Origin of the sequence: Halomonas shengliensis, assembly GCF_900104135.1 — a bacterium.
GTDB classification, from domain to species: Bacteria; Pseudomonadota; Gammaproteobacteria; order Pseudomonadales; family Halomonadaceae; genus Halomonas; species Halomonas shengliensis.
Map to the genome: position 1 here is coordinate 48,957 of NZ_FNIV01000002.1, position 20,751 is coordinate 69,707.

Annotated in this window: 18 protein-coding genes and 3 tRNA genes; 5 read left to right on the forward strand and 16 right to left on the reverse strand. The window is 69.2% G+C overall.

Going from position 1 to position 20,751, the window contains the following annotated elements; genetic code table 11:
• Nucleotides 1-5 precede the first annotated feature (5 nt).
• Together ccmB and ccmA are read right to left on the reverse strand one after the other, a co-directional pair.
• On the reverse strand, nt 6-749 hold the full coding sequence (ccmB, locus tag BLP95_RS02860; RefSeq protein WP_089676942.1) for a heme exporter protein CcmB: 744 nt from the start codon (nt 747-749) through the stop codon (nt 6-8).
• Nucleotides 736-1,380 carry a cytochrome c biogenesis heme-transporting ATPase CcmA gene (ccmA, locus tag BLP95_RS02865; RefSeq protein WP_089676943.1) on the reverse strand — a complete coding sequence of 215 codons (645 nt, stop codon included), beginning with the start codon at nt 1,378-1,380 and terminating at the stop codon, nt 736-738. The genes ccmB and ccmA overlap by 14 nt, the downstream gene beginning before the upstream one ends.
• Before the next feature lie 188 nt (nt 1,381-1,568).
• Here ccmA and lexA point away from each other — a divergent pair, with 188 nt between their 5' ends.
• Together lexA and BLP95_RS02875 are read left to right on the forward strand one after the other, a co-directional pair.
• The gene (gene lexA / locus BLP95_RS02870) at nt 1,569-2,051 is read left to right on the forward strand and encodes a transcriptional repressor LexA (protein ID WP_089676944.1); all 483 of its coding nucleotides are present in this window, start codon (nt 1,569-1,571) and stop codon (nt 2,049-2,051) included.
• Entirely contained in the window at nt 2,051-2,668 is a 618-nt protein-coding gene (locus BLP95_RS02875; RefSeq protein ID WP_089676945.1) for an IMPACT family protein, read from the forward strand. Before lexA ends, BLP95_RS02875 begins: the two co-directional genes overlap by 1 nt.
• A gap of 81 nt (nt 2,669-2,749) precedes the next feature.
• Here the strand turns inward: BLP95_RS02875 and BLP95_RS02880 are convergent, their stop codons facing one another.
• The 3 genes from BLP95_RS02880 to BLP95_RS02890 form a co-directional block, all read right to left on the reverse strand.
• Nucleotides 2,750-4,072 carry a sodium ion-translocating decarboxylase subunit beta gene (locus BLP95_RS02880; RefSeq protein ID WP_089676946.1) on the reverse strand — a complete coding sequence of 441 codons (1,323 nt, stop codon included), beginning with the start codon at nt 4,070-4,072 and terminating at the stop codon, nt 2,750-2,752.
• 10 nt (nt 4,073-4,082) lie between these two features.
• Nucleotides 4,083-5,894, reverse strand: coding sequence for a sodium-extruding oxaloacetate decarboxylase subunit alpha (oadA, locus tag BLP95_RS02885; protein ID WP_089676947.1), 1,812 nt, complete (start codon nt 5,892-5,894; stop codon nt 4,083-4,085).
• 69 nt (nt 5,895-5,963) lie between these two features.
• Nucleotides 5,964-6,218: an OadG family protein gene (locus BLP95_RS02890; protein WP_089676948.1), complete on the reverse strand. Its 255-nt coding sequence runs from the start codon at nt 6,216-6,218 to the stop codon at nt 5,964-5,966.
• 178 nt (nt 6,219-6,396) lie between these two features.
• Here BLP95_RS02890 and BLP95_RS02895 point away from each other — a divergent pair, with 178 nt between their 5' ends.
• Nucleotides 6,397-7,398, forward strand: a complete 1,002-nt coding sequence (locus BLP95_RS02895; protein ID WP_089676949.1) for a tRNA dihydrouridine synthase — start codon at nt 6,397-6,399, stop codon at nt 7,396-7,398.
• Nucleotides 7,399-7,558: 160 nt separating this feature from the next.
• Here the strand turns inward: BLP95_RS02895 and BLP95_RS02900 are convergent.
• From BLP95_RS02900 to BLP95_RS02940, 9 genes are all read right to left on the reverse strand, one after another.
• A tRNA-Arg gene (locus BLP95_RS02900) sits at nt 7,559-7,635 on the reverse strand.
• Between the two features lie 48 nt (nt 7,636-7,683).
• Nucleotides 7,684-7,760: transfer RNA gene (locus BLP95_RS02905), tRNA-Arg, on the reverse strand.
• Nucleotides 7,761-7,781: 21 nt separating this feature from the next.
• Nucleotides 7,782-7,874: transfer RNA gene (locus BLP95_RS02910), tRNA-Ser, on the reverse strand.
• Between the two features lie 78 nt (nt 7,875-7,952).
• Nucleotides 7,953-8,150: a carbon storage regulator CsrA gene (csrA, locus tag BLP95_RS02915; protein ID WP_023007492.1), complete on the reverse strand. Its 198-nt coding sequence runs from the start codon at nt 8,148-8,150 to the stop codon at nt 7,953-7,955.
• A gap of 207 nt (nt 8,151-8,357) precedes the next feature.
• A complete protein-coding gene (locus tag BLP95_RS02920) occupies nt 8,358-9,611 on the reverse strand; it encodes an aspartate kinase (protein ID WP_089676950.1) in 1,254 nt (417 codons plus the stop codon).
• Nucleotides 9,612-9,713: 102 nt separating this feature from the next.
• Entirely contained in the window at nt 9,714-12,329 is a 2,616-nt protein-coding gene (alaS, locus tag BLP95_RS02925) for an alanine--tRNA ligase (protein WP_089676951.1), read from the reverse strand.
• A 182-nt stretch (nt 12,330-12,511) separates the two neighbouring features.
• Nucleotides 12,512-12,988, reverse strand: a complete 477-nt coding sequence (locus BLP95_RS02930; protein WP_089676952.1) for a regulatory protein RecX — start codon at nt 12,986-12,988, stop codon at nt 12,512-12,514.
• Between the two features lie 3 nt (nt 12,989-12,991).
• Complete coding sequence (recA, locus tag BLP95_RS02935; RefSeq protein WP_089676953.1) at nt 12,992-14,056, reverse strand: recombinase RecA; 1,065 nt, start codon at nt 14,054-14,056, stop codon at nt 12,992-12,994.
• A 105-nt stretch (nt 14,057-14,161) separates the two neighbouring features.
• Entirely contained in the window at nt 14,162-14,674 is a 513-nt protein-coding gene (locus BLP95_RS02940) for a CinA family protein (protein ID WP_089676954.1), read from the reverse strand.
• A 105-nt stretch (nt 14,675-14,779) separates the two neighbouring features.
• On the opposite strand from BLP95_RS02940, the gene mutS reads away from it, so the two are divergent.
• Together mutS and fdxA are read left to right on the forward strand one after the other, a co-directional pair.
• Nucleotides 14,780-17,362 (forward strand): DNA mismatch repair protein MutS, encoded by a 2,583-nt coding sequence (gene mutS, locus BLP95_RS02945; RefSeq protein ID WP_089676955.1) that lies wholly within the window; start codon nt 14,780-14,782, stop codon nt 17,360-17,362.
• Between the two features lie 325 nt (nt 17,363-17,687).
• Nucleotides 17,688-18,011 carry a ferredoxin FdxA gene (fdxA, locus tag BLP95_RS02950; RefSeq protein WP_023007499.1) on the forward strand — a complete coding sequence of 108 codons (324 nt, stop codon included), beginning with the start codon at nt 17,688-17,690 and terminating at the stop codon, nt 18,009-18,011.
• A gap of 500 nt (nt 18,012-18,511) precedes the next feature.
• On the opposite strand, the gene eno is transcribed toward fdxA, so the two are convergent.
• Both eno and kdsA read right to left on the reverse strand, forming a co-directional pair.
• Nucleotides 18,512-19,804, reverse strand: coding sequence for a phosphopyruvate hydratase (gene eno / locus BLP95_RS02955; RefSeq protein WP_089676956.1), 1,293 nt, complete (start codon nt 19,802-19,804; stop codon nt 18,512-18,514).
• A gap of 91 nt (nt 19,805-19,895) precedes the next feature.
• Nucleotides 19,896-20,747, reverse strand: a complete 852-nt coding sequence (gene kdsA, locus BLP95_RS02960; protein ID WP_176760218.1) for a 3-deoxy-8-phosphooctulonate synthase — start codon at nt 20,745-20,747, stop codon at nt 19,896-19,898.
• Nucleotides 20,748-20,751: the final 4 nt, after the last annotated feature.

Consider the following 20,751-nt stretch of genomic DNA (forward strand, 5'->3'; position numbering starts at 1 on the left):
ACCTCTCAACCGTTGATGCTGATGCGCAGTGACGCCGCGATCGCCCAGGGGGCCAGCATCAGCGCCAGCGCCAGCAGGGCCCCCAGGATGGCCAGATGGGCCGCGGCCCCGTCACCGAGAATCGCCGCCTGGACGGCGCCGGCGCCGAAGATCAGCACCGGGATATAGAGCGGCAGCACCAGCAGCGACAGCAGCACCCCGCCCCGGGAGAGGCCCACGGTCAGCGCCGCGCCGATGGCGCCGATCAGGCTCAGGCTGGCGGAGCCCAGCGCCAGCGAGATCGCCAGGATCAGGTAGCTGCCCGCGGGCAGCGCCAGCATGATGCCCAGCACCGGGGCCATCAGCGCTAGCGGCAGGCCGGTCAGCAGCCAGTGGACCGCCACCTTGGCCAGCCCCAGCATGGCAAGCGGCTGCGGCGCCAGCAGCAATTGCTCCAGGGAGCCGTCGTCATAGTCGCCGCGGAACAGGCTGTCCAGGGAGAGCAGCGCGGCGAGCAGCGCCGCCACCCACAGCAGACCCGGCGCGATGGTGGCCAGCAGCTCGGGGTCGGGCGAGATGCCGATCGGGAACAGCGTGATCACCAGGGCGAAGAACACCAGCGGATTGAGTACCTCACCGCGGCGCCGCAGCATCAGGGTCAGGTCGCGCTTCAGGGTGGCCCACACTGCGACCGCCAGGCCGCCGCCGGGTTCCCCGACCGCCGCCGGGTGGGCCGCATCACGCTGCACGGAGGAGTCAGCCTTTGACATCCGGCCCTCCCGATCCGAGACGCACTCGCCGGAGCTCCTGCGAGGCCTTGAGTTCATGGTGGGTGGTCACCAGCACGCAGCCGCCCGAGCGGGCGTGGATCACCAGCCGCTCCTCCAGCGCCGCCACCCCCTCGCGGTCGATGGCGGTGAAGGGCTCGTCGAGCACCCACAGCGGGCGCGGCGTCAGCTCTAGCCGGGCCAGCGCCACGCGGCGCTGCTGGCCGGCGGAGAGCTGCCCCGCGGGCACGTCCTCGAAGCCGGCCAGGCCCACCGACTCGAGCGCCGCCAGGCGCGGCGCCTCGTGGCTCACCTCGCCGGCCAGCGCCTGATACCAGGCGAGGTTCTCCAGCGGCGTCAGCGCCGCCTTCACCCCCGGGGCATGCCCCAGGTAGAGCAGGTTCTCCAGGAAGGCCTGGCGCGCCTGGCGCATGGGTCGTTCGTTCCAGAACAGCTCGCCATGGTAGTCGGTGAGCTGGCCGGAAAGGATCTTGAGCAGGGTGGTCTTGCCGCTGCCGTTGGGGCCTTCGACGCGCACGATCTCGCCGCCGCGAATGTCCAGGTCGAGCTCCTCGAACAGCCACCGATCATCCCGTTCACAGGCCAGGCCTCTGGCTTGCAGGCGCAGGGTCAAGACACTCTCCGGCATGGGTAATTTGGCTCGAGACTCTACACGGAAAGGCCTTTTTCTACCAGAGACGCCCACTGCGTCAGCCGGTCGCGGTTGACATGCATCAAGCGGCGCGTGGATAGCGTGCCTTGCCAGATTCGAGCGCCCTGCTATGCTCAACAAACACTGTATGTTTCAACAGGAGATGCAGCATGCCCGAGGTCACCACGCGGTTCATGATCCGTCGCCCCAACCTGCCCCTGGCCGAGGCCTGGCATCCCTGTCCCGAACCCGACGCCAGCGAGGCGCTGGTGGAGGTGCCGCTGCTCGGCAGCGTCGCCGCGGGCCTGCCCATCGAGGCCTGCCCCAGCGTGAGCCATATCCACGTCCCCCGGCGCATGGTGCGGCGCAACACCTACGCCCTGCGCGTGCGCGGCGACTCGATGATCGATTGCAACATCTTCGATGGCGATGTGATCATCATCGAGCAGTGCGAGAGCGCCGAGAACGGCGAGACCGCGGTGGTGATGATCAACAACCAGGAGGTCACCCTGAAGAAGCTCTATATCGAGAGGTCCGGCGTGCGCCTGCAGCCGGCCAACGAGCGCATGGCCCCCATCTTCCTGAAGAACAGCGACATCCAGGTGCTGGGCATGGTGATGGGCGTGGTGCGCCAGGCCGAGATGGCCGCCTGATGCGCTACCCGGTGCCCGACCTGCCGCCCGGCGAGTGGACCCGGAGCGAGCTCGAGGTGGAGAGGAGCCGCTTCCTCACCTGGGTGTGCCACGCCCCCGACGTGGCCGCCTTCGAGGCGCTGCTGGCCGAGGCCCGGCGGCGCCACCCCGACGCCAGCCACCACTGCAGCGCCTTCATCGCCGGCCCGCCGGGGGAGCAGGCAGCCATCGGCTTCTCCGACGACGGCGAGCCCGGCGGCACCGCCGGCCGCCCCATGTTCCAGGTGCTCGAGGGCTCGGGGCTCGGCCAGGTGGGCTGCGTGGTCACCCGCTACTTCGGCGGCACCAAGCTGGGCACCGGCGGCCTGGCGCGGGCCTACGCCCAGGCCGTCGCCCAGGCCCTGGAGGCCCTGCCCCGCCGCGAGGTGGTGGAGCGCGACCCGCTGCGCCTGCGCCTCGACTTCGCCGGCGAGGCCGAGGCCCGGGCCTGGCTCGCCGAGCGCGAGATCCCCGTGGAGGCGGCCGACTACGACGCCCGGGGCGTGCGCCTCACCGTCGGCTGGCCCCGCGACCTCGCGGTGGACCTGAGCCCGCTGGCATCGCGGCTGCGCGGCCACCTCGAGCTCCTCGAGGCCTGACCCCTCCCCTTTCACCACCGCGAAAGGACGAAAGGCGCCCGCAGGCGCCTTTCTGGCATGGCTGGGGGGTCGCCGTGGCGATCACCCCAGGTACTTGATCATCACCCCGGCGGCCACCGCCGAGCCGATCACCCCGGCCACGTTGGGGCCCATGGCGTGCATCAGCAGAAAGTTGTGGGGGTTGGACTCCAGTCCCACCTTGTTGGAGACCCGTGCCGCCATGGGCACCGCCGAGACCCCGGCGGAGCCGATCAGCGGATTGATCGGCATGCGGCTCACCGTGTTCATCAGCTTGGCCATCAGGATCCCGCAGGCGGTGCCGATGGCGAAGGCCACCATGCCCAGCCCCAGGATGCCCAGGGTCTCCACCGCCAGGAAACGATCGGCCATCAGCTTGGAGCCCACCGAGAGCCCAAGGAAGATGGTGACGATGTTGATCAGGGCATTCTGGGCGGTATCGGAGAGACGCTCGACCACGCCGCACTCGCGCATCAGGTTGCCGAAGCAGAACATCCCCAGCAGCGGTGCCGCATCGGGCAGGAAGAGCACCACCAGGATCAGCAGCGCCAGCGGGAAGACGATCTTCTCCAGCTTGGACACCGGGCGCAGCTGGGTCATGACGATCTCGCGCTCCTTCTGCGAGGTCAGCGCCTTCATGATCGGCGGCTGGATCAGCGGCACCAGCGCCATGTAGGAGTAGGAGGCGACGGCGATGGCACCCAGCAGCTCCGGCGCCAGGATGCTCGACACATAGATCGAGGTGGGGCCGTCGGCGCCGCCGATGATGCCGATGGCGGCGGCCTGGTTGAGCGAGAAGTCCATCCAGCCCATGGCCGTCATGCCCACCGCCCCGAGCAGGGTGGCGAAGATGCCGAACTGCGCCGCCGCGCCCAGGAACAGCGTCCGGGGGTTGGCCAGCAGCGGTCCGAAGTCGGTCATGGCGCCCACGCCCATGAAGATCACCAGCGGGGCGATGCCCGAGGCGATGGCCACGCTGTAGAACTGGTAGAGCATGCCGTGGGCATAACCGGCGTCCATGGCCACGTCGTTGGCGGCGCGCACCAGCGCCGGCGAGATGTCGCCATGCAGGACCTCGGCGATGGCGTGGCGCCACCCCTCGACGCCGGCGGCGGGGTCGAGGGAGGTGCCCAGGGCGGTGGCCATCTGCTCGAGCACGCCGGGGCGCGCCAGGTGGGCGGCCTGTTCGGCCGCCGAGAGCGCCAGCCCCGCCTCGGGGATGTTGGCCAGTATCCCGCCGAAGCCGATCGGCACCAGCAGCAGCGGCTCGAACTTCTTGGCGATGGCCAGGTAGAGCAGCCCCAGGCCCACCAGGACCATGACGCCCTGCCCCAGGCTGAGGTTGTAGAGCCCCGAGCCATACCAGAGGGTAAGCAGTTTCTCCATGACGGGGCCCCTAGAGTTCGATCAGCACGTCGCCGACGGCGACGCTGTCGCCCTCGCCGACCTTGACGGCGGAGACGGTGCCGGCGCTCGCCGCGCGCACCTCGGTCTCCATCTTCATCGCCTCGAGGATGATCACCACGTCGCCCTCGGCGACGCTGTCACCCTCGCGCACGTTGACCTTGAAGATGTTGCCGGCCAGCGGCGCGGTGATCGCCTCGCCGCTGGACGCCGGGGCCGGCGCGCTGGCGGGCTGGGCCTCGCCCTGGGCGGTGACGTCGCCGATCTCGCCCCCCTCGGCGACCTCCACCACATAGGCCTTGCCGTTGACCTTGACGGTATAGGTCTCGGGGCCGGACGGCACGGCCGCGCCCCCCTTGGCCTCGGCCTTCGCCGGCGGCTGCGATGCCTGGGCATCCGGTGCCTGGGGCGCCGGCTCGAAGGCATCGGGGTTGTCGCGGTTGTTGAGGAACTTCAGGCCGATCTGCGGGAAGAGCGCGTAGGTGAGCACGTCGTCGATCTCGCGCTCGCCCTCGGCCAGGCGGATGCCCTCGGCCTTGGCCTTCTCCTTGAGCTCGGCGGCCAGGCGGTCCATCTCGGGGCTGAGGTTATCGGCCGGGCGGCAGGTGATCGGCTTGCCCCCCTCCAGCACGCGCGCCTGCAGCTCCTGGTTGAGCTCGGCGGGGGCGGCACCGTACTCGCCCTTGAGCAGCGCCTGGACCTCCTTGGAGATCGACTTGTAGCGCTCGCCCATCATCACGTTCATCACCGCCTGGGTGCCGACGATCTGCGAGGTGGGGGTGACCAGCGGGATGTAGCCGAGATCCTTGCGCACCGCCGGGATCTCCTTGAGCACGTCGTCGAGCTTGTCGCCGGCGCCCTGCTCCTTGAGCTGGTTCTCCATGTTGGTGAGCATGCCGCCCGGGACCTGGGCGACCAGGATGCGCGAGTCGATGCCCCTGAGCGAGCCCTCGAAGGCGGCGTACTTCTTGCGCACCTCGCGGAAGTAGGCGGCGATCTCCTCGAGCAGCTCGAGGTCGAGGCCGGTGTCGCGCTCGGTGCCCTGGAGGATCGCCACCACCGACTCGGTGGGACTGTGGCCATAGGTCATGGACATGGAGGAGATGGCGGTGTCGACGTTGTCGATGCCCGCCTCGGCGGCCTTGAGCGCGGTGGCGGTGGACATGCCGGTGGTGGCATGGCACTGCATATGGATGGGGATATCCACCGCCTTCTTGAGCTTGGTGACTAGCTCATAGGCGTCGTAGGGCTTGAGCAAGCCGGCCATGTCCTTGATCGCCAGGGAGTCGGCCCCCATGGCGGCGATGGTCTTGCCGAGCTCGACCCAGCCGTCCAGGGTGTGCACCGGGCTTACCGTGTAGGAGAGGGTGCCCTGGGCGTGGCCCTCGACCTGGCGCACCGCCTGGATGGCACGCTCCAGGTTGCGCGGGTCGTTCATGGCATCGAAGACACGGAAGACGTCGACGCCGTTGGTCTTGGCCCGCTCGACGAACTTGTCCACCACGTCATCGGCGTAGTGGCGGTAGCCGAGCAGGTTCTGGCCGCGCAGCAGCATCTGCTGGGGGGTGTTGGGCATGGCGGCCTTCAACGCCCGTATCCGCTCCCACGGATCCTCGCCGAGGTAGCGGATACAGGCGTCGAAGGTGGCCCCACCCCAGGACTCCAGCGACCAGAAGCCGACGCGGTCGAGCTTCTCGGCGATGGGCAGCATGTCGTCGAGGCGCATGCGGGTGGCGAATAGCGACTGGTGGGCGTCGCGCAGGACGACATCGGTGATGCCAAGCGGGCGTACGGTGTCAGTCATGGTCGTGACCTTGTCGTTATGAATGGAAAATGAAGGGGACGGAAGAGGCGGGATATGGCAGGCTGCCGCTCAGCGACGGTGGCGGCGGCGGTAGCGGTGCACCGCGGCACTGATGGCCACCATGACGTCGTCGTCCTGGCTCGGCGCGGCGGCGCCACGGCCGCGGGCCGGCGTCGCCGGGGCCACGGGCTCCGGGAAGAAGCGCCCGATGACCTTGGACATCAGGGTGGTAACGATCACTAGCAAGGTAAGAAAAACAAAAACAAAGCCCATGCCCAGGGCCATGAGGGACAGGCCCTCCTCCAGTAGCTGCATGTCCTGCATCGGGCGCCTCCTGACGTTATCTCGCTACCATGCGCCCTATTTCGCGGAACATGGCGGCTTGCGCAGAATGATTATGGTATAACCTGCCAGATTGTCGACAAATTGCAATGGATTCATGGTGGAAGTCAGCGTTGTTAATTTACTACAAGAGTCACCCGGTTTCATCGGCCTGGCCCCGATGGAGGGGGTCATCGACGCCCATACCCGGGACCTGCTGACCCGCCGGCCGGGATTCGACTGGGTGGTGACCGAATTCGTGCGCGTGGTGGACGCGCGCCTGCCGCCGCGAGTCTTCCACAAGCACTGCCCCGAACTGCGTGAGCCACGCCTCGCCACCCCCGCCGGGGTGCCGGTGCAGCTGCAGCTGCTCGGCTCCGACCCGGCGGCGCTGGCCGCCAATGCCGAGCAGGCCCTGCGCCTGGGCGCCACCGGCATCGACCTCAACTTCGGCTGCCCGGCCAAGCTGGTCAACCGCCACGACGGCGGCGCCTCGCTGCTGCGCGACCCCGGCCGCGTGCGCGCCGCGGTGGCGGCGGTCCACGACGCCGTGGGGCACGCCATCCCGGTAACCGCCAAGATCCGCCTGGGCTTCGCCGACCGACGCCTGGCGCTGGCCTGCGGCCGCGCCGCCCAGGCCGGCGGCGCCCGCCACCTGGTGGTCCACGGCCGCACCCGCAACGAGGGCTACCGGCCGCCCGCCCACTGGGAGTGGATCGGCAGGCTCAGGCGCGACCTCTCCATCCCGGTGGTCGCCAACGGCGACATCTGGACCCTGGAGGACTACTGGAAGGCGCGCACCCTCTCCGGCTGCCGTGATGTCATGCTCGGCCGCGGGGCACTGGCCGACCCCTGGCTGGCGTCACGCATCCGCCACTGGCAGCACACCGGCGAGCGCCTGGCACCGACCCCCTGGGCGGCGCGGGCAGGGATCCTGAAGAAATTCGCTGCACTGCAGCGTAGCACACTCCCCGAGCGCGTGGTCACGTCGCTGGTCAAGCAGTGGCTCAACCATATGCGCCAGGGCGACGCCGAGGCGGCACGACGCTTCCAGCGCCTCAAGCGGCTCACGGCGCTGGACGAGCTGCTGGCGGGCCTGGCGGCCGATACGCCGGGATACGAGGAGGCCGCCGCCCGGTCGATGATGGCCATGACGACAGCCCAGGCAGCCTCTGCGGGATAACCATGACGGCAGGATAAAAAGGAGGCGCACGTCGCGGGGGCGACGGCGCCTCAAACGATCGCTGGGGCGCCGGGAGGCGGCGCCCCGGCTAGCAGAACCGGGCGGGACCGGGGTCCCGAGAAAGAGAAGACCCGCCCTCCAAGGAGGACGGGTCGCAGTCTGGCGCGCCCGGGAGGATTCGAACCTCCGACCACCTGATTCGTAGTCAGGTACTCTATCCAGCTGAGCTACGGGCGCGAAGTGCGGTGTTGTGTGTGACCGCCATCACCTGTCTTGCGTGGAAGCTGGCGCGCCCGGGAGGATTCGAACCTCCGACCACCTGATTCGTAGTCAGGTACTCTATCCAGCTGAGCTACGGGCGCTTGTGCTTCACGGTGTCGCTGTGGCGGAGAGGGAGGGATTCGAACCCTCGATGAGGCTATAAACCCCATACTCCCTTAGCAGGGGAGCGCCTTCAGCCACTCGGCCACCTCTCCCTAACGACACGGCGCATATCCTACCGTTACCGAAGGGGTTTGTCCAGCCTCCCTGCGGTTTTTTGCATCGCGGCGAGGCTACTCCTCATGATCGCCGGCATCCTCGTCGCTCTTCTCGCGCTGGATGCGCTGGTAGATCTCCTCGCGATGCACCGCCACATCCTTCGGCGCATTGACGCCGATACGCACCTGGTTGCCTTTCACGCCCAGTACCGTCACGGTGATGTCGTCCCCGATCATCAGGGTCTCGCCGACGCGGCGGGTCAGGATGAGCATGGCTGATCTCCTTCTCAGGCTTTGTTCTCTGGCTGGCAACGGGATGTTGGCCGGCGGTACCACGCCGCCCCATTATGTGGCAGAACGTCCTCCGTGACCAACACGGCAGCCCATCAGACACGGGCCGCCCGTTGAAGGGAAGCGCCGCGACGCGACGCCGGGCGCTTCCCTACCAGCGTAGAAGGTAATCCGCCGCCGGGGGTCGGCTTATTCCTCGCTCTCGATGTCGGCCTTGTCGAGGCCGAAGGCCTTGTGCAGGGCGCGCACGGCGAGCTCCATCTGCTTCTCGTCGATCACCACGGAGATCTTGATCTCGGAGGTGGAGACCATGCGGATATTGATGTTCTCCTCGGCGAGCACGCGGAACATCTTCGAGGCCACGCCGGCATGGGAGCGCATGCCCACGCCCACCAGGGAGACCTTGGCGATGTTGTCGTCGCCCTTGACCTCGCCCTCGCCCAGGTCCGGCAGCACCTGCTCGTTGAGGATCTTGAGAGTCTGCTTGTAGTCGCCCTTGGCCACGGTGAAGGTGAAGTCGGTGTAGTCGCCGGCCGGGGCCACGTTCTGGACGATCATGTCGACTTCGATGTTGGCGTCGGCGATGGGGCCGAGGATGCGCGAGGCCACGCCCGGCACGTCCGGGGTATTGAGCAGGGTCAGCTTGGCCTCGTTGGCGGTGAAGGCGATACCGGAGATCAGCGGTTCTTCCATGGAGTCCTCGTCTTGGTCGGAGTCTGCAACGATCAGGGTGCCGGGGCCATCCTCGAAGCTAGATAGCACGCGCAGCGGGACATTGTACTTGCCGGCGAACTCGACGGCGCGAATCTGCAGGACCTTGGAGCCCAGGCTCGCCAGCTCCAGCATCTCCTCGACGGTGATGGTCTCGAGGCGCTGGGCCTTGCTGCAGACCCGCGGGTCGGTGGTGTAGACGCCGTCGACGTCGGTATAGATCTGGCACTCGTCGGCCTTGAGCGCCGCGGCCAGCGCCACGCCGGTGGTGTCGGAGCCGCCGCGACCGAGGGTGGTGATGTTGCCCTCCTCGTCGACGCCCTGGAAGCCGGCGACCACCACAACCTGGCCGTCGTCCAGGTCGGACTGCAGCTCGTCGGTCTCGATGCGCTGGATGCGCGCCTTGGTGTGGGCGCTGTCGGTCTGGATGCCCACCTGGGAGCCGGTGTAGGAGGTGGCCGGCACGCCGATCTTGTGCAGCGCCATGGCCAGCAGCGAGATGGTGACCTGCTCGCCGGTGGAGACCAGCATGTCCATCTCGCGGGGGGTCGGCTCGTCGTTGATCTCGTTGGCCATGCCGATCAGGCGGTTAGTCTCGCCGCTCATGGCAGAGACCACCACCACCACCTGGTGGCCGTTGTCGCGGAAGCCCTTGACCTTCTCGGCCACGGCCTTGATGCGCTCCACCGAGCCCACCGAGGTACCGCCGAATTTCTGAACGTATAGTGCCATCTGTGAGTTTTCCCTCGTGCGTCGGGCATCGATGCCCGGATGAGTGAAAGGTGACTCGCTACGAACAGGGCCGGCGCCCTTCGGCGACCGGCCCTGTGGTATCTACTCGCCGAGGCGCTCCTCGACCCAGGCGGCGACGCTCTCCAGGGCGCCCGGCAGGGCCGCCACGTCGCTGCCGCCGGCCTGGGCCATGTCAGCCCGGCCGCCGCCCTTGCCGCCGACCTGGCCGGCCACGTGATTGACCAGCTCGCCGGCCTTGACGCGGCCGGTGAGGTCGTCGGTGACCCCGGCGATCAGGCTGACCTTGCCGGCGGCTTCGTCGGCGACGCCGAGCACGATGATGCCGGAGCCCAGCTTGTTCTTGAGCTGGTCGAGCAGGCCGCGCAGCTCCTTGCCGGAGACGCCTTCCAGCACCCGGGCCAGCACCTTGACCCCGTGGATCTCGCGGGCCTCGGCGGCCATGTCGCTGCCGGCGGCACTGGCCAGCTTGGCCTTGAGGCGCTCGAGCTCCTTCTCCAGGCCGCGGTTACGCTCCACCAGGGCGTCGACGCGCTCCTCGACCTGCTCGGGCTTGGCCTTGAGGCGCTCGCCGATGCGGTTGACCCGCGCCTCCTGCTCGCGGAACCAGGCGAGTGCCCCTTCGCCGGTGATCGCCTCGATGCGGCGTACGCCGGAGGCGATACCCTGCTCGCCGACGATATGGAAGCAGCCGATGTCGCCGCTGCGCGCCACGTGGGTGCCACCGCACAGCTCGATGGAGAAGTCGTCGGCGCCGATGGTCAGCACCCGCACGCTGTCGGCGTACTTGGCCTCGAAGAGCGCCGCCGCCCCCTTGGCCTTGGCCTGGTCGAGGGTCATCTGCTCGATGCGGGTCGGCGCGTTGGCCAGAACCTGCTCGTTGACCAGGCGCTCCACCTCGGCGAGCTGCTCGGCGGTCATCGGCTCGAAGTGGCTGAAGTCGAAGCGCAGCCGCTCCGGGGTCACCAGCGAGCCCTTCTGGGCGACGTGGTCGCCCAGCACCAGGCGCAACGCCTTGTGCATCAGGTGGGTAGCGGAGTGATTGCGCACCGTGGCGGCGCGCAGCCCGGCGTCCACCTCGGGGCGCACCGTGGCCCCCACGGCAAGCTCGCCCTCGAGCAGCACGCCATGGTGCAGGTGGTGGCCGCCCTGCTTCTGGGTGTCCTCGACCAGGAAGCGTCCGCCGCCCTCGAGGTGCAGGTAGCCGGTATCCCCGACCTGGCCGCCGGACTCGCCATAGAAGGGGGTGCGGTCGAGCACCACCACCGCCTTGTGCTCGGGGGCGAGCGCGTCCAGGGCATTGCCGTCACGGTCGGCCAGGGCGGTCACGGTGGCGCTGTCCGCGAGGCGCTCGTAGCCGGTGAAGGTGGTCTCGCCCTCGAGCTCCAGGGCGGCGCCGTAGTCGGCGCCGAACTGGCTGGCGGCACGGGCGCGCTCGCGCTGGGCCTCGAGGGCGCGCTCGAAGCCGACCTCGTCCAGGGTCACGCCGCGCTCGCGGCAGACGTCGGCGGTCAGGTCATAGGGGAAGCCGTAGGTGTCGTAGAGCTTGAACACCGTCTCGCCGGGCAGCACCTCGCCGTCGAGGCCGGACAGGGCCTCCTCGAGCAGGCCCATGCCGTGCTCCAGGGTGCGGGCGAACTGCTCCTCCTCCTTGAGCAGCACGCGCTCGATCTGGTGGCGCGCCTCGCGAAGCTCGGGATAGGCGTCGCCCATCTCGGCATCCAGCGCCCCCACCAGCCTGTGGAAGAAGTGGCCCTGGGCGCCCAGCTTGTGGCCATGGCGGATGGCGCGACGGATGATCCGGCGCAGCACATAGCCACGCCCCTCGTTGGAGGGCAGTACACCGTCGGCGACCAGGAAGGCGCAGGAGCGGATATGGTCGGCGATCACCCGCAGCGAGGGGTGGCGGGTATCGGCGTGGCCGGTATGGCGCGCCGCCGCCTCGAGCAGGTTCTGGAAGAGGTCGATCTCGTAGTTGGAGTGCACCCCCTGCATCACCGCGGCGATGCGCTCCAGGCCCATGCCGGTGTCGATGGAGGGCTTGGGCAGCGGGTGCATGGTGCCCTCGGCATCGCGATCGAACTGCATGAACACCAGGTTCCAGATCTCGATGTAGCGATCGCCATCTTCCTCGGGGCTCCCGGGCGGCCCGCCCCACACCTCGGGGCCATGGTCATAGAAGATCTCGGAGCTGGGGCCGCAGGGGCCGGTGTCGCCCATCTGCCAGAAGTTGTCCTCATCGAGCTTCGAGAAGCGCTCGGGGTCGATGCCGATCTCCTCCTTCCAGATCGCCTCGGCCTCGTCGTCGCTGACGTGGACCGTGACCCACAGCTTCTCCTTGGGCAGCCCCAGGGTGCCGGTGAGGAACTCCCAGGCGAAGCGGATGGCGTCGCGCTTGAAGTAGTCGCCGAAGCTGAAGTTGCCCAGCATCTCGAAGAAGGTGTGGTGGCGGGCGGTGTAGCCGACGTTGTCCAGGTCGTTGTGCTTGCCGCCGGCGCGCACGCAGCGCTGGGCCGAGGTGGCACGCACGTAGGGGCGCGGGTCGCGGCCCAGGAAGACATCCTTGAAGGGCACCATGCCCGCGTTGGTGAACAGCAGGGTCGGGTCGTTGCCGGGAACCAGGGAGCTGGAGGGCACGACGGTGTGGCCGTGCGCCTCGAAGTAACTCAGAAAGGCCTGTCTGATGTCTGCGCTTTTCATGGGGTATCCGTGGCGATGAACGGGGTGACCCGGCGGGCGACGCTGGCTCGAGACGGGCGCCACGACACGGCGGATGACGACGCGTCACGGTGCCGCGGGATGCCACCCGGGGCGTTCGCAAAGGGAGTCATTATAGCGCAGCTGTCAAGGGACTGAAGGGGCGGGGCGCCCCGGCGGGGCGATCAGACCTCGTCCCAGGCATGCGCCAGGGCGTGGCGCACCTGGTCGAAGTCGAAGCCGCGGCCGGCCAGGAAGCGCTCGCGGCGGGCGCGCTCGCGGGGGGAGTCGCCGGGCCCGGAGAAGCGCCGCGCCAGGGTCTCGGCGGCCAGCGCGAACCAGTCGGTCGCGCCGCCGGCCTCCTGCTCGGCGAAGGCCGTGGCGACGACCTCGCGCTCGACACCGCGGCGCTCGAGCTCCAGGCGGATCTTGACGGGCCCCTGCCCCCGCGCCAGGCGCGAGCGCAGGAAGCTCTCGGCGAAGCGCGCGTCGGACTGCAGCCCCGCTTCTGCCAGGGCGTCGAGGCAGGCCTCGACCTCCGCGGCGGCATGCCCCTTGGCCGCCAGGCGCTCGGCCAGCTCGGCGCGGGCATACTCGCGCCGGGCCAGCAGGCGGATGGCGTCGTCGCGGGGCGTGGCCTCGCCCGGGGTCCGCTCGCGCATGGCTTACAGCAGGTCGTCGTCCGCGTCGCCGCCGGCGGGCAGGGCGGCCGACTCGGCCTCCTCCTTGGGCTTGGGCACGGTGAGCAGCTGGGCGCGGATCTCGCTCTCGATCTCCTCCATGATCGCCGGGTTGTCCTCGAGGAACTGGGCGGCGTTGGCCTTGCCCTGGCCGATCTTGTTGCCCTGGTAGCTGTACCAGGCACCCGCCTTGTCGACCAGCTTGCACTGCACCCCCAGGTCGATCACCTCGCCGGCGTGGTAGATCCCCTTACCATAGAGGATCTGGAACTCGGCCTGGCGGAACGGCGGCGCCACCTTGTTCTTGACCACCTTGACCCGGGTCTCGTTGCCGGTGACCTCATCGCCCTGCTTCACCGAGCCGGTACGGCGGATGTCGAGGCGCACGCTGGAGTAGAACTTCAGGGCGTTGCCGCCGGTGGTGGTCTCGGGGCTGCCGAACATCACGCCGATCTTCATGCGGATCTGGTTGATGAACACCACCAGGCAGTTGGCGTTCTTGATGTGGCCGGTGATCTTGCGCAGCGCCTGGGACATCAGGCGCGCCTGCAGGCCGACGTGGGAGTCGCCCATCTCGCCCTCGATCTCGGCCCGCGGGGTCAGCGCCGCCACCGAGTCGATGATGATCACGTCGACGCCGCCGGAGCGCACCAGCATGTCGGTGATCTCGAGGGCCTGTTCGCCGGTGTCGGGCTGGGAGACCAGCAGGTCGTCGAGGTTGACGCCCAGCTTCTCGGCGTAGCTCGGGTCCAGGGCGTGCTCGGCGTCGACGAAGGCGCACACCTTGCCCTGCTTCTGGGCCTCGGCGATCACCGACAGGGTCAGGGTGGTCTTGCCCGAGGATTCGGGGCCGAAGATCTCCACCACGCGGCCATAGGGCAGGCCGCCGATGCCCAACGCGATGTCCAGGCCCAGCGAGCCGGTGGAGACCGCCGGCATGGCCACCCGGGGCGCGTCGCCCAGGCGCATCACGGTGCCCTTGCCGAACTGGCGCTCGATCTGGGAGAGGGCGGCGTCGAGCGCCTTGGAGCGGTTGTCATCCTGAGCCATCACGGGCCTCCTGAATCTGGGGTCTCTGAAATACTGTATGACTGCACAGTAGTATGGCGAAAAAACGCGGGCGCGGCCAGTGCCGATTCGCCCGCGGCGAGGGCGTCACGCCTGCTCCAGGCGCCGCACCAGCCCGACCAGCGCCTCGCGCACCGCCTGCTCGCGCACCGCCCGGCGATCGCCGGGGAAATGGTGGCACTCCGCCTCGGCCGCCTCGGCGCCGCCCCAGGCCAGCCACACCGTGCCCACCGGCTTGTCGGGGCTGCCGCCGCCGGGGCCGGCCACGCCGCTGATCGCCACGCCGAGTGAGGCGCCGCTGTCGCCACAGGCGCCGCGCACCATGGCCTCCACCACCTCGCGGCTGACCGCGCCGTGGGCCTCGAGCAGCGCCTCGGGCACCCCCAGCAGGCGGGTCTTGGCGGCGTTGGAGTAGGTGACGTAGCCGGTCTCGAAGTAGTCGGAGCTGCCGGCCACCGCGGTGATGGCGCTGGCCACACCACCGCCGGTGCAGGACTCGGCGGTGGTGAGGGTGGCGCCGCGCCGTCGACACTGCCGCCCCAGGCGCTCGGCCAGGGTGACCAGGTCGAGGTTGGCGAGGCTCGCCGGGGAGTGGGACATGGAAACACCTCCTGGGTCGCGTGCAATCGCTCCTGACGGAGCCGCTGCCTGGGGGCTAGAATACTGGCTTTTGCCCGCGAGTGCAGAGCCCCAACAGGATCCCCGATGTCACAGGCCGCAAGCCCGCAACACACGCCGATGATGGCCCAGTACCTGAAGATCAAGCGCGAGCACCCCGAGGTGCTGCTGTTCTACCGCATGGGCGACTTCTACGAGCTCTTCTACGACGACGCCCGGCGCGCCGCGGCGCTGCTCGACATCACCCTGACCCAGCGCGGCCAGTCCGCCGGCAAGCCGATTCCCATGGCCGGGGTGCCCTACCACAGCGCCGAGGGTTACCTGGCGCGGCTGGTGGCCGCCGGCGAGTCGGTGGCGATCTGCGAGCAGATCGGCGACCCCGCCGCCGCCAAGGGACCGGTGGAGCGGCGCGTGGTGCGCATCGTCACCCCCGGCACCCTCTACGACGAGGCGCTGCTCGACGCCCGCCGCGACAACCTGCTGGTGGCGGTGCACGGCGCCGGGGAGCGCATCGGCCTGGCCTGGCTGGAGCTCTCCAGCGGACGCTTCGGGGTGCTGGAGGTGGAGGGCGAAGGCGAGATGCTCGCCGAGCTCCAGCGTCTCGACCCCGCCGAGCTGCTGGTGGCGGAGAGCCTCTCCCTGCCGCCGGCCCTGGAGGGACGCCGCGGCCTGCGCCGCCAGAGCGACTGGCTGTTCGACCTGGAGAGCGCGATCCGCCTGCTCTGCGACCAGTTCGGCGTGGCCGACCTGCGCGGCTTCGGCTGCGCCCATCTCGAGGCCGCCATCACCGCCGCCGGGGTGCTGGTGGAGTACGCCCGGGACACCCAGCGCTCGCGCCTGCCCCACGTCACCGCCATCGGCGTGGAGAGCCGCGACGACGCCGTGGTGATCGACGCCGCCAGCCGCCGCAACCTGGAGATCGACGTGAACCTCGGCGGCGGTGGCGACAACACCCTGGCCAGCGTGCTGGACACCAGCGCCACCGCCATGGGCTCGCGACTGCTCAAGCGCTGGCTCAACCGCCCGCTGCGCGACCGCGAGCGGGTGGAGGCGCGCCAGGCGGCGGTGGCGCTGCTGCTGGAACATGATGGCTTCGCGCCGCTGCGCGACGACCTCAAGGCGATCGGCGACGTGGAGCGTATCCTCGCCCGGGTGGCCCTCTACAGCGCCCGCCCCCGGGACCTCGCCCGCCTGCGCGACGCCCTGGTGGCGCTGCCGGCGCTGGAGCAGACGCTCGCCGACTACCCCGAGGGCTCCGCCCTGGACGAGCTCAAGCGCCATGTCCACCCCTACCCCGAGCTGGCCGACACCCTGACCCGCGCCCTGGTGGAGAACCCGCCGGTGGTGATCCGCGACGGCGGGGTGATCGCCGAGGGCTTCGATGCCGAGCTCGACGAGCACCGCGGCCTGGCCGAGCACGCCGGCGACTACCTGGTGCAGCTGGAGACCCGGGAGCGCGAACGCACCGGCCTGCCCGGCCTCAAGGTGGGCTACAACCGCGTCCACGGCTACTACATCGAGATCCCCCGCGCCCAGGCCACGGAGGCCCCCGCGGACTACATCCGCCGCCAGACCCTGAAGAACGCCGAGCGTTTCATCATTCCCGAGCTCAAGGCGTTCGAGGACAAGGCACTGTCGGCCAAGTCCCGGGCCCTCGCGCGGGAGAAGCTGCTCTACGACGGCCTGCTCGACACCCTCAACGCCGAGCTCGACGCCCTCCAGGCCAGTGCCCGGGCACTGGCCGCCCTGGACGTGCTGTGCGCCTTCGCCGAGCGCGCCCAGGCGCTGGAGCTCACCCGGCCGCGGCTCGCCGATGCCCCGGGCATCGCCATCCGCGGCGGGCGCCACCCGGTGGTGGAGCATGTCTCCGACGCCCCCTTCGTGCCCAACGACCTGATGATGGGCGACGACCGCCGCATGCTGGTGATCACCGGCCCCAACATGGGCGGCAAGTCCACCTACATGCGCCAGGCGGCGCTGATCGTGCTGCTGGCCCACACCGGCGCCTTCGTGCCCGCAGACGAGGCCAATATCGGCCCGGTGGACCGCATCTTCACCCGCATCGGCTCCTCGGACGACCTGGCCGGCGGTCGCTCCACCTTCATGGTGGAGATGACCGAGACCGCCAGCATCCTGCACAACGCCACCGACGAGAGTCTGGTGCTGATGGACGAGATCGGCCGCGGTACCAGCACCTTCGATGGCCTGTCGCTCGCCTGGGCCAGCGCCGAACACCTGACCCGCACCCGCGCCTTCACGCTGTTCGCCACCCACTACTTCGAGATGACCGCCCTGGCCGAGCAGGCCGAGGGGGTGGCCAACGTGCACCTGACGGCGGCGGAGCACAAGGACGGCATCGTCTTCATGCACCGGGTCGAGGAGGGGCCGGCGAGCCAGAGCTATGGCCTGCAGGTGGCCCAGCTGGCCGGCGTGCCCCAGGGAGTGATCGCCCGGGCGCGGGAGAAGCTCGCCCAGCTCGAGCAGCAGGAGGTCGACCAGGGCAGCCGCACCGCACCGGGCGCCGAGGGCGGCGGCTCGGCACCGCTGCAGAGCGACCTATTCGCCAGCGCCCCCCACCCGCTGGTGGAGGAGCTCGGCTGCCTCGCCCTGGACGACCTCACCCCGCGCCAGGCGCTGGAGCTGCTCTACCGCTGGCGGGAAACGCTTTGAATACTGCGCAGGTTCGTCACCGCCCCCAGCACCGCTCGGGCTGACCCGGGGGCAGGCCTGCAGGGAGGCGCTGTAAACCCATCCCTGGGCGCTACCGACGCCGTCCCTGGCGTAGGACCTCCCTTTCGGCCTGCCCCCGGCGCTCCTCGCTACGTGCCCCGCGGCACTGTCCTGCAGTCGCTTGCTTGCGGCGGCCTGGCGGCGGCGACTAGAATGGACGGATTACCGGACACGTTAGAATAAGAAAGCTTCTTTTTATTACCTTTTACTATTCACAGCGGCCGCGGCCCCAGGCGCGCCCGGCCATGAGGGAGGGAAGAGCGGCATGACATTCGTCGTCACCGAGAACTGCATCAAGTGCAAGTACACCGACTGCGTCGAGGTGTGTCCGGTGGACTGCTTCTACGAGGGACCCAACTTCCTGGTGATCCACCCCGACGAGTGCATCGACTGCGCCCTGTGCGAGCCGGAGTGCCCCGCCGAGGCGATCTTCTCGGAGGATGAGCTGCCCGACGGCCAGGAACCGTTCATCGAGATCAACGCCGAGCTCGCCGAGGTGTGGCCCAACATCAGCGAGAAGAAGGACCCGCTGCCCGACGCCGAGGAGTGGGACGGCAAGCCCGGCAAGCTCGAGCAGCTGGAGCGCTGAGCCGGCCGCCACTCCGCCGGCAGGCTGGCCATGAAAAAAAGCGCCGACCATCTCGCGATGGTCGGCGCTTTTCATGCTGCCCTGCCGGGCAGCAGGAGAAGCACACCACTCACTGAAGGAAAAAAGGCGGCCCTCAGGCCGCCAGCTCCAAGCCGTTCCTCGAGCGGGTCCTTCCGCCCGGACTCCCGTGATGACTTCCTTGCCCGGAGGCGGCGTCCTGCCGCACCTGGCGCATCACTCAGCATCCCGTTGCATCCTGCCGGGGGCATCGTCCCATGCCCCCTCGTCCCGCTGTGCATTCTGGCAGAGCCTGGCGGGGGCACAAGCACCCGGTGCGCCGCCACCGGTGACGCTCCCAGTTCCTTCAGGGCAGCACCCTCTCGGGAATAACGCTTAAATTTCAAACAGATAAGAAAAAAGCCGGCACCCTGGGGTACCGGCCTCCTCGCCGCCATATCGGCCATCGCCTACGCAATATGTAGGCGATTTCCTACACGAGGTTACTGTCCCTTGATCGCCGCGAGGCCGGGATAGCCCACGCCATCGCCGAGCTCCTGCTCGATCACCAGCAGGCGGTTGTACTTGGCCACGCGGTCGCTGCGGCACAGCGAGCCGGTCTTGATCTGGCCGGCGCTGGTACCCACGGCGAGGTCGGCGATGGTGGTGTCCTCGGTCTCGCCGGAGCGGTGGGAGATCACCGCGGTGAAGCCGGCATCCTGGGCCATGCGGATGGCGTCCAGGGTCTCGGAGAGCGAGCCGATCTGGTTGAACTTGATCAGGATGGAGTTGCCGATCTGCTCGTCGATGCCGCGCTTGAGGATGCGGGTGTTGGTGACGAACAGGTCGTCGCCCACCAGCTGCACCTTGTCGCCCAGCCGGTCGGTCAGCGCCTTCCAGCCCGCCCAGTCGGACTCGTCCATGCCATCCTCGATGGAGACGATGGGGTACTGGTCACACAGCTCGGCCAGGTAGTCGACGAAGCCGGCGGCGTCGAAGGCCTTGCCCTCGCCGGCCAGGGCGTACTGGCCGTCCTTGAAGAACTCGGAGGAGGCACAGTCCAGCGCCAGGGTCACGTCGCGGCCCAGCGCGTAGCCGGCGTCCTCGACGGCCTGCTTGATCACCGCCAGGGCCTCGGCGTTGGAGGCCAGGTTGGGGGCGAAGCCGCCCTCGTCGCCCACCGAGGTGGAGAGGCCGCGGCCGGCGAGCACCTTCTTCAGGGCATGGAAGATCTCGGCGCCCATGCGCAGGCCCTCGCGGAAGTTCGCCGCGCCCACCGGCTGGACCATGAACTCCTGGATGTCGACGTTGTTGTCGGCATGCTCGCCGCCGTTGAGGATGTTCATCATCGGCACCGGCATCAGGTACTGGCCAGGCTGGCCGTAGAGCTCAGCGATATGCGCGTAGAGCGGCACGCCCTTGGCGTTGGCGGCGGCCTTGGCGGCGGCCAGCGACACCGCGAGGATGGCGTTGGCACCCAGCTTGGCCTTGTTGTCGGTGCCGTCGAGGGCCAGCATGGCGTCGTCGAGGCCGCGCTGGTCGCGGGCGTCCATGCCGACGAGGGCCTCGCGGATGGCGCCGTTGACGGCGTCCACCGCCTTCAACACGCCCTTGCCCAGGTAGCGGGCCTTGTCGCCATCGCGCAGCTCCAGGGCCTCACGGGAGCCGGTGGAGGCGCCGCTGGGGGCGCAGGCCACGCCCACGGCGCCGCTCTCCAGGCGCACCTCGGCCTGGACGGTGGGGTTGCCGCGGGAGTCGAGCACCTCGAGGGCGCGAATATCGACAATCTTGGTCATCTTTGTCGTCCTTTCATGATGTCAGCGTTGATGGAGTCGATGGGAAACCGCCGGGCTCTCTCGGCTTGCCGGTGCTGCCTGGGTAGCCGGATTATTCGATGTCCAGGGCGGGGAACCCCTTGACCAGCTCGTCGATGGCCTTGAGCTGCGCCAGGAAGGGCTCGAGGCGGTCCAGCGGCAGCGCACAGGGGCCATCGCACTTGGCGTTGTCGGGATCGGGGTGGGCCTCCAGGAAGAGCCCCGCCAGGCCCACGGCGACCCCGGCGCGGGCCAGCTCGGCGACCTGGGCGCGACGCCCGTCGGCGCTGTCGGCGCGCCCGCCGGGCCGCTGCAGCGAGTGGGTCACGTCGAAGAACACCGGCAGGCCGGTCGCCTTCATCTCGCCGAAGCCGAGCATGTCCACCACCAGGTTGTTATAGCCGAAGCTCGAGCCGCGTTCGCAGAGGATCACCCGGTCGTTGCCGGCCTCCTCGCACTTGCGCACGATATGGCGCATCTCGTGGGGCGCCAGGAACTGCGGCTTCTTGACGTTGATAACCGCCCCGGTCTGCGCCATGGCCACGACGAGGTCGGTCTGGCGGGCCAGGAAGGCCGGCAGCTGGATGACGTCGGCCACCTCGGCCACCGGGGCGGCCTGCCAGGGCTCGTGGACGTCGGTGAGGATCGGCACCCCGAAGCGCGCCTTGATCTCGGCCAGGATCTCGAGCCCCTTCTCGAGGCCCGGGCCACGGAAGGAGTGGATGGAGCTGCGGTTGGCCTTGTCGAAGCTGGCCTTGAAGACGTAGGGCATGCCGAGCCGGCCGGTGACCTCGACGTAGGCCTCGGCGACCTCCAGGGCCAGCTCCCGGGACTCCAGCACGTTCATGCCGCCGAACAGCATCAGCGGCAACGAATTGCCGGCCTTCAGGCCGGCAATCTCGAGGGTTCGTTCGGGTGCGCTCATCGGC

What these genes read in the sequence shown, in the direction of transcription:
- ccmB (WP_089676942.1), bottom strand. Translation starts at nt 749, where the DNA reads ATGTCAAAGGCTGACTCCTCCGTGCAGCGTGATGCGGCCCACCCGGCG.
- lexA (WP_089676944.1), top strand. Translation starts at nt 1,569, where the DNA reads ATGCCCGAGGTCACCACGCGGTTCATGATCCGTCGCCCCAACCTGCCC.
- BLP95_RS02875 (WP_089676945.1), top strand. Translation starts at nt 2,051, where the DNA reads ATGCGCTACCCGGTGCCCGACCTGCCGCCCGGCGAGTGGACCCGGAGC.
- BLP95_RS02880 (WP_089676946.1), bottom strand. Translation starts at nt 4,072, where the DNA reads ATGGAGAAACTGCTTACCCTCTGGTATGGCTCGGGGCTCTACAACCTC.
- oadA (WP_089676947.1), bottom strand. Translation starts at nt 5,894, where the DNA reads ATGACTGACACCGTACGCCCGCTTGGCATCACCGATGTCGTCCTGCGC.
- BLP95_RS02890 (WP_089676948.1), bottom strand. Translation starts at nt 6,218, where the DNA reads ATGCAGGACATGCAGCTACTGGAGGAGGGCCTGTCCCTCATGGCCCTG.
- BLP95_RS02895 (WP_089676949.1), top strand. Translation starts at nt 6,397, where the DNA reads ATGGAGGGGGTCATCGACGCCCATACCCGGGACCTGCTGACCCGCCGG.
- csrA (WP_023007492.1), bottom strand. Translation starts at nt 8,150, where the DNA reads ATGCTCATCCTGACCCGCCGCGTCGGCGAGACCCTGATGATCGGGGAC.
- BLP95_RS02920 (WP_089676950.1), bottom strand. Translation starts at nt 9,611, where the DNA reads ATGGCACTATACGTTCAGAAATTCGGCGGTACCTCGGTGGGCTCGGTG.
- alaS (WP_089676951.1), bottom strand. Translation starts at nt 12,329, where the DNA reads ATGAAAAGCGCAGACATCAGACAGGCCTTTCTGAGTTACTTCGAGGCG.
- BLP95_RS02930 (WP_089676952.1), bottom strand. Translation starts at nt 12,988, where the DNA reads ATGCGCGAGCGGACCCCGGGCGAGGCCACGCCCCGCGACGACGCCATC.
- recA (WP_089676953.1), bottom strand. Translation starts at nt 14,056, where the DNA reads ATGGCTCAGGATGACAACCGCTCCAAGGCGCTCGACGCCGCCCTCTCC.
- BLP95_RS02940 (WP_089676954.1), bottom strand. Translation starts at nt 14,674, where the DNA reads ATGTCCCACTCCCCGGCGAGCCTCGCCAACCTCGACCTGGTCACCCTG.
- mutS (WP_089676955.1), top strand. Translation starts at nt 14,780, where the DNA reads ATGTCACAGGCCGCAAGCCCGCAACACACGCCGATGATGGCCCAGTAC.
- fdxA (WP_023007499.1), top strand. Translation starts at nt 17,688, where the DNA reads ATGACATTCGTCGTCACCGAGAACTGCATCAAGTGCAAGTACACCGAC.
- eno (WP_089676956.1), bottom strand. Translation starts at nt 19,804, where the DNA reads ATGACCAAGATTGTCGATATTCGCGCCCTCGAGGTGCTCGACTCCCGC.
- kdsA (WP_176760218.1), bottom strand. Translation starts at nt 20,747, where the DNA reads ATGAGCGCACCCGAACGAACCCTCGAGATTGCCGGCCTGAAGGCCGGC.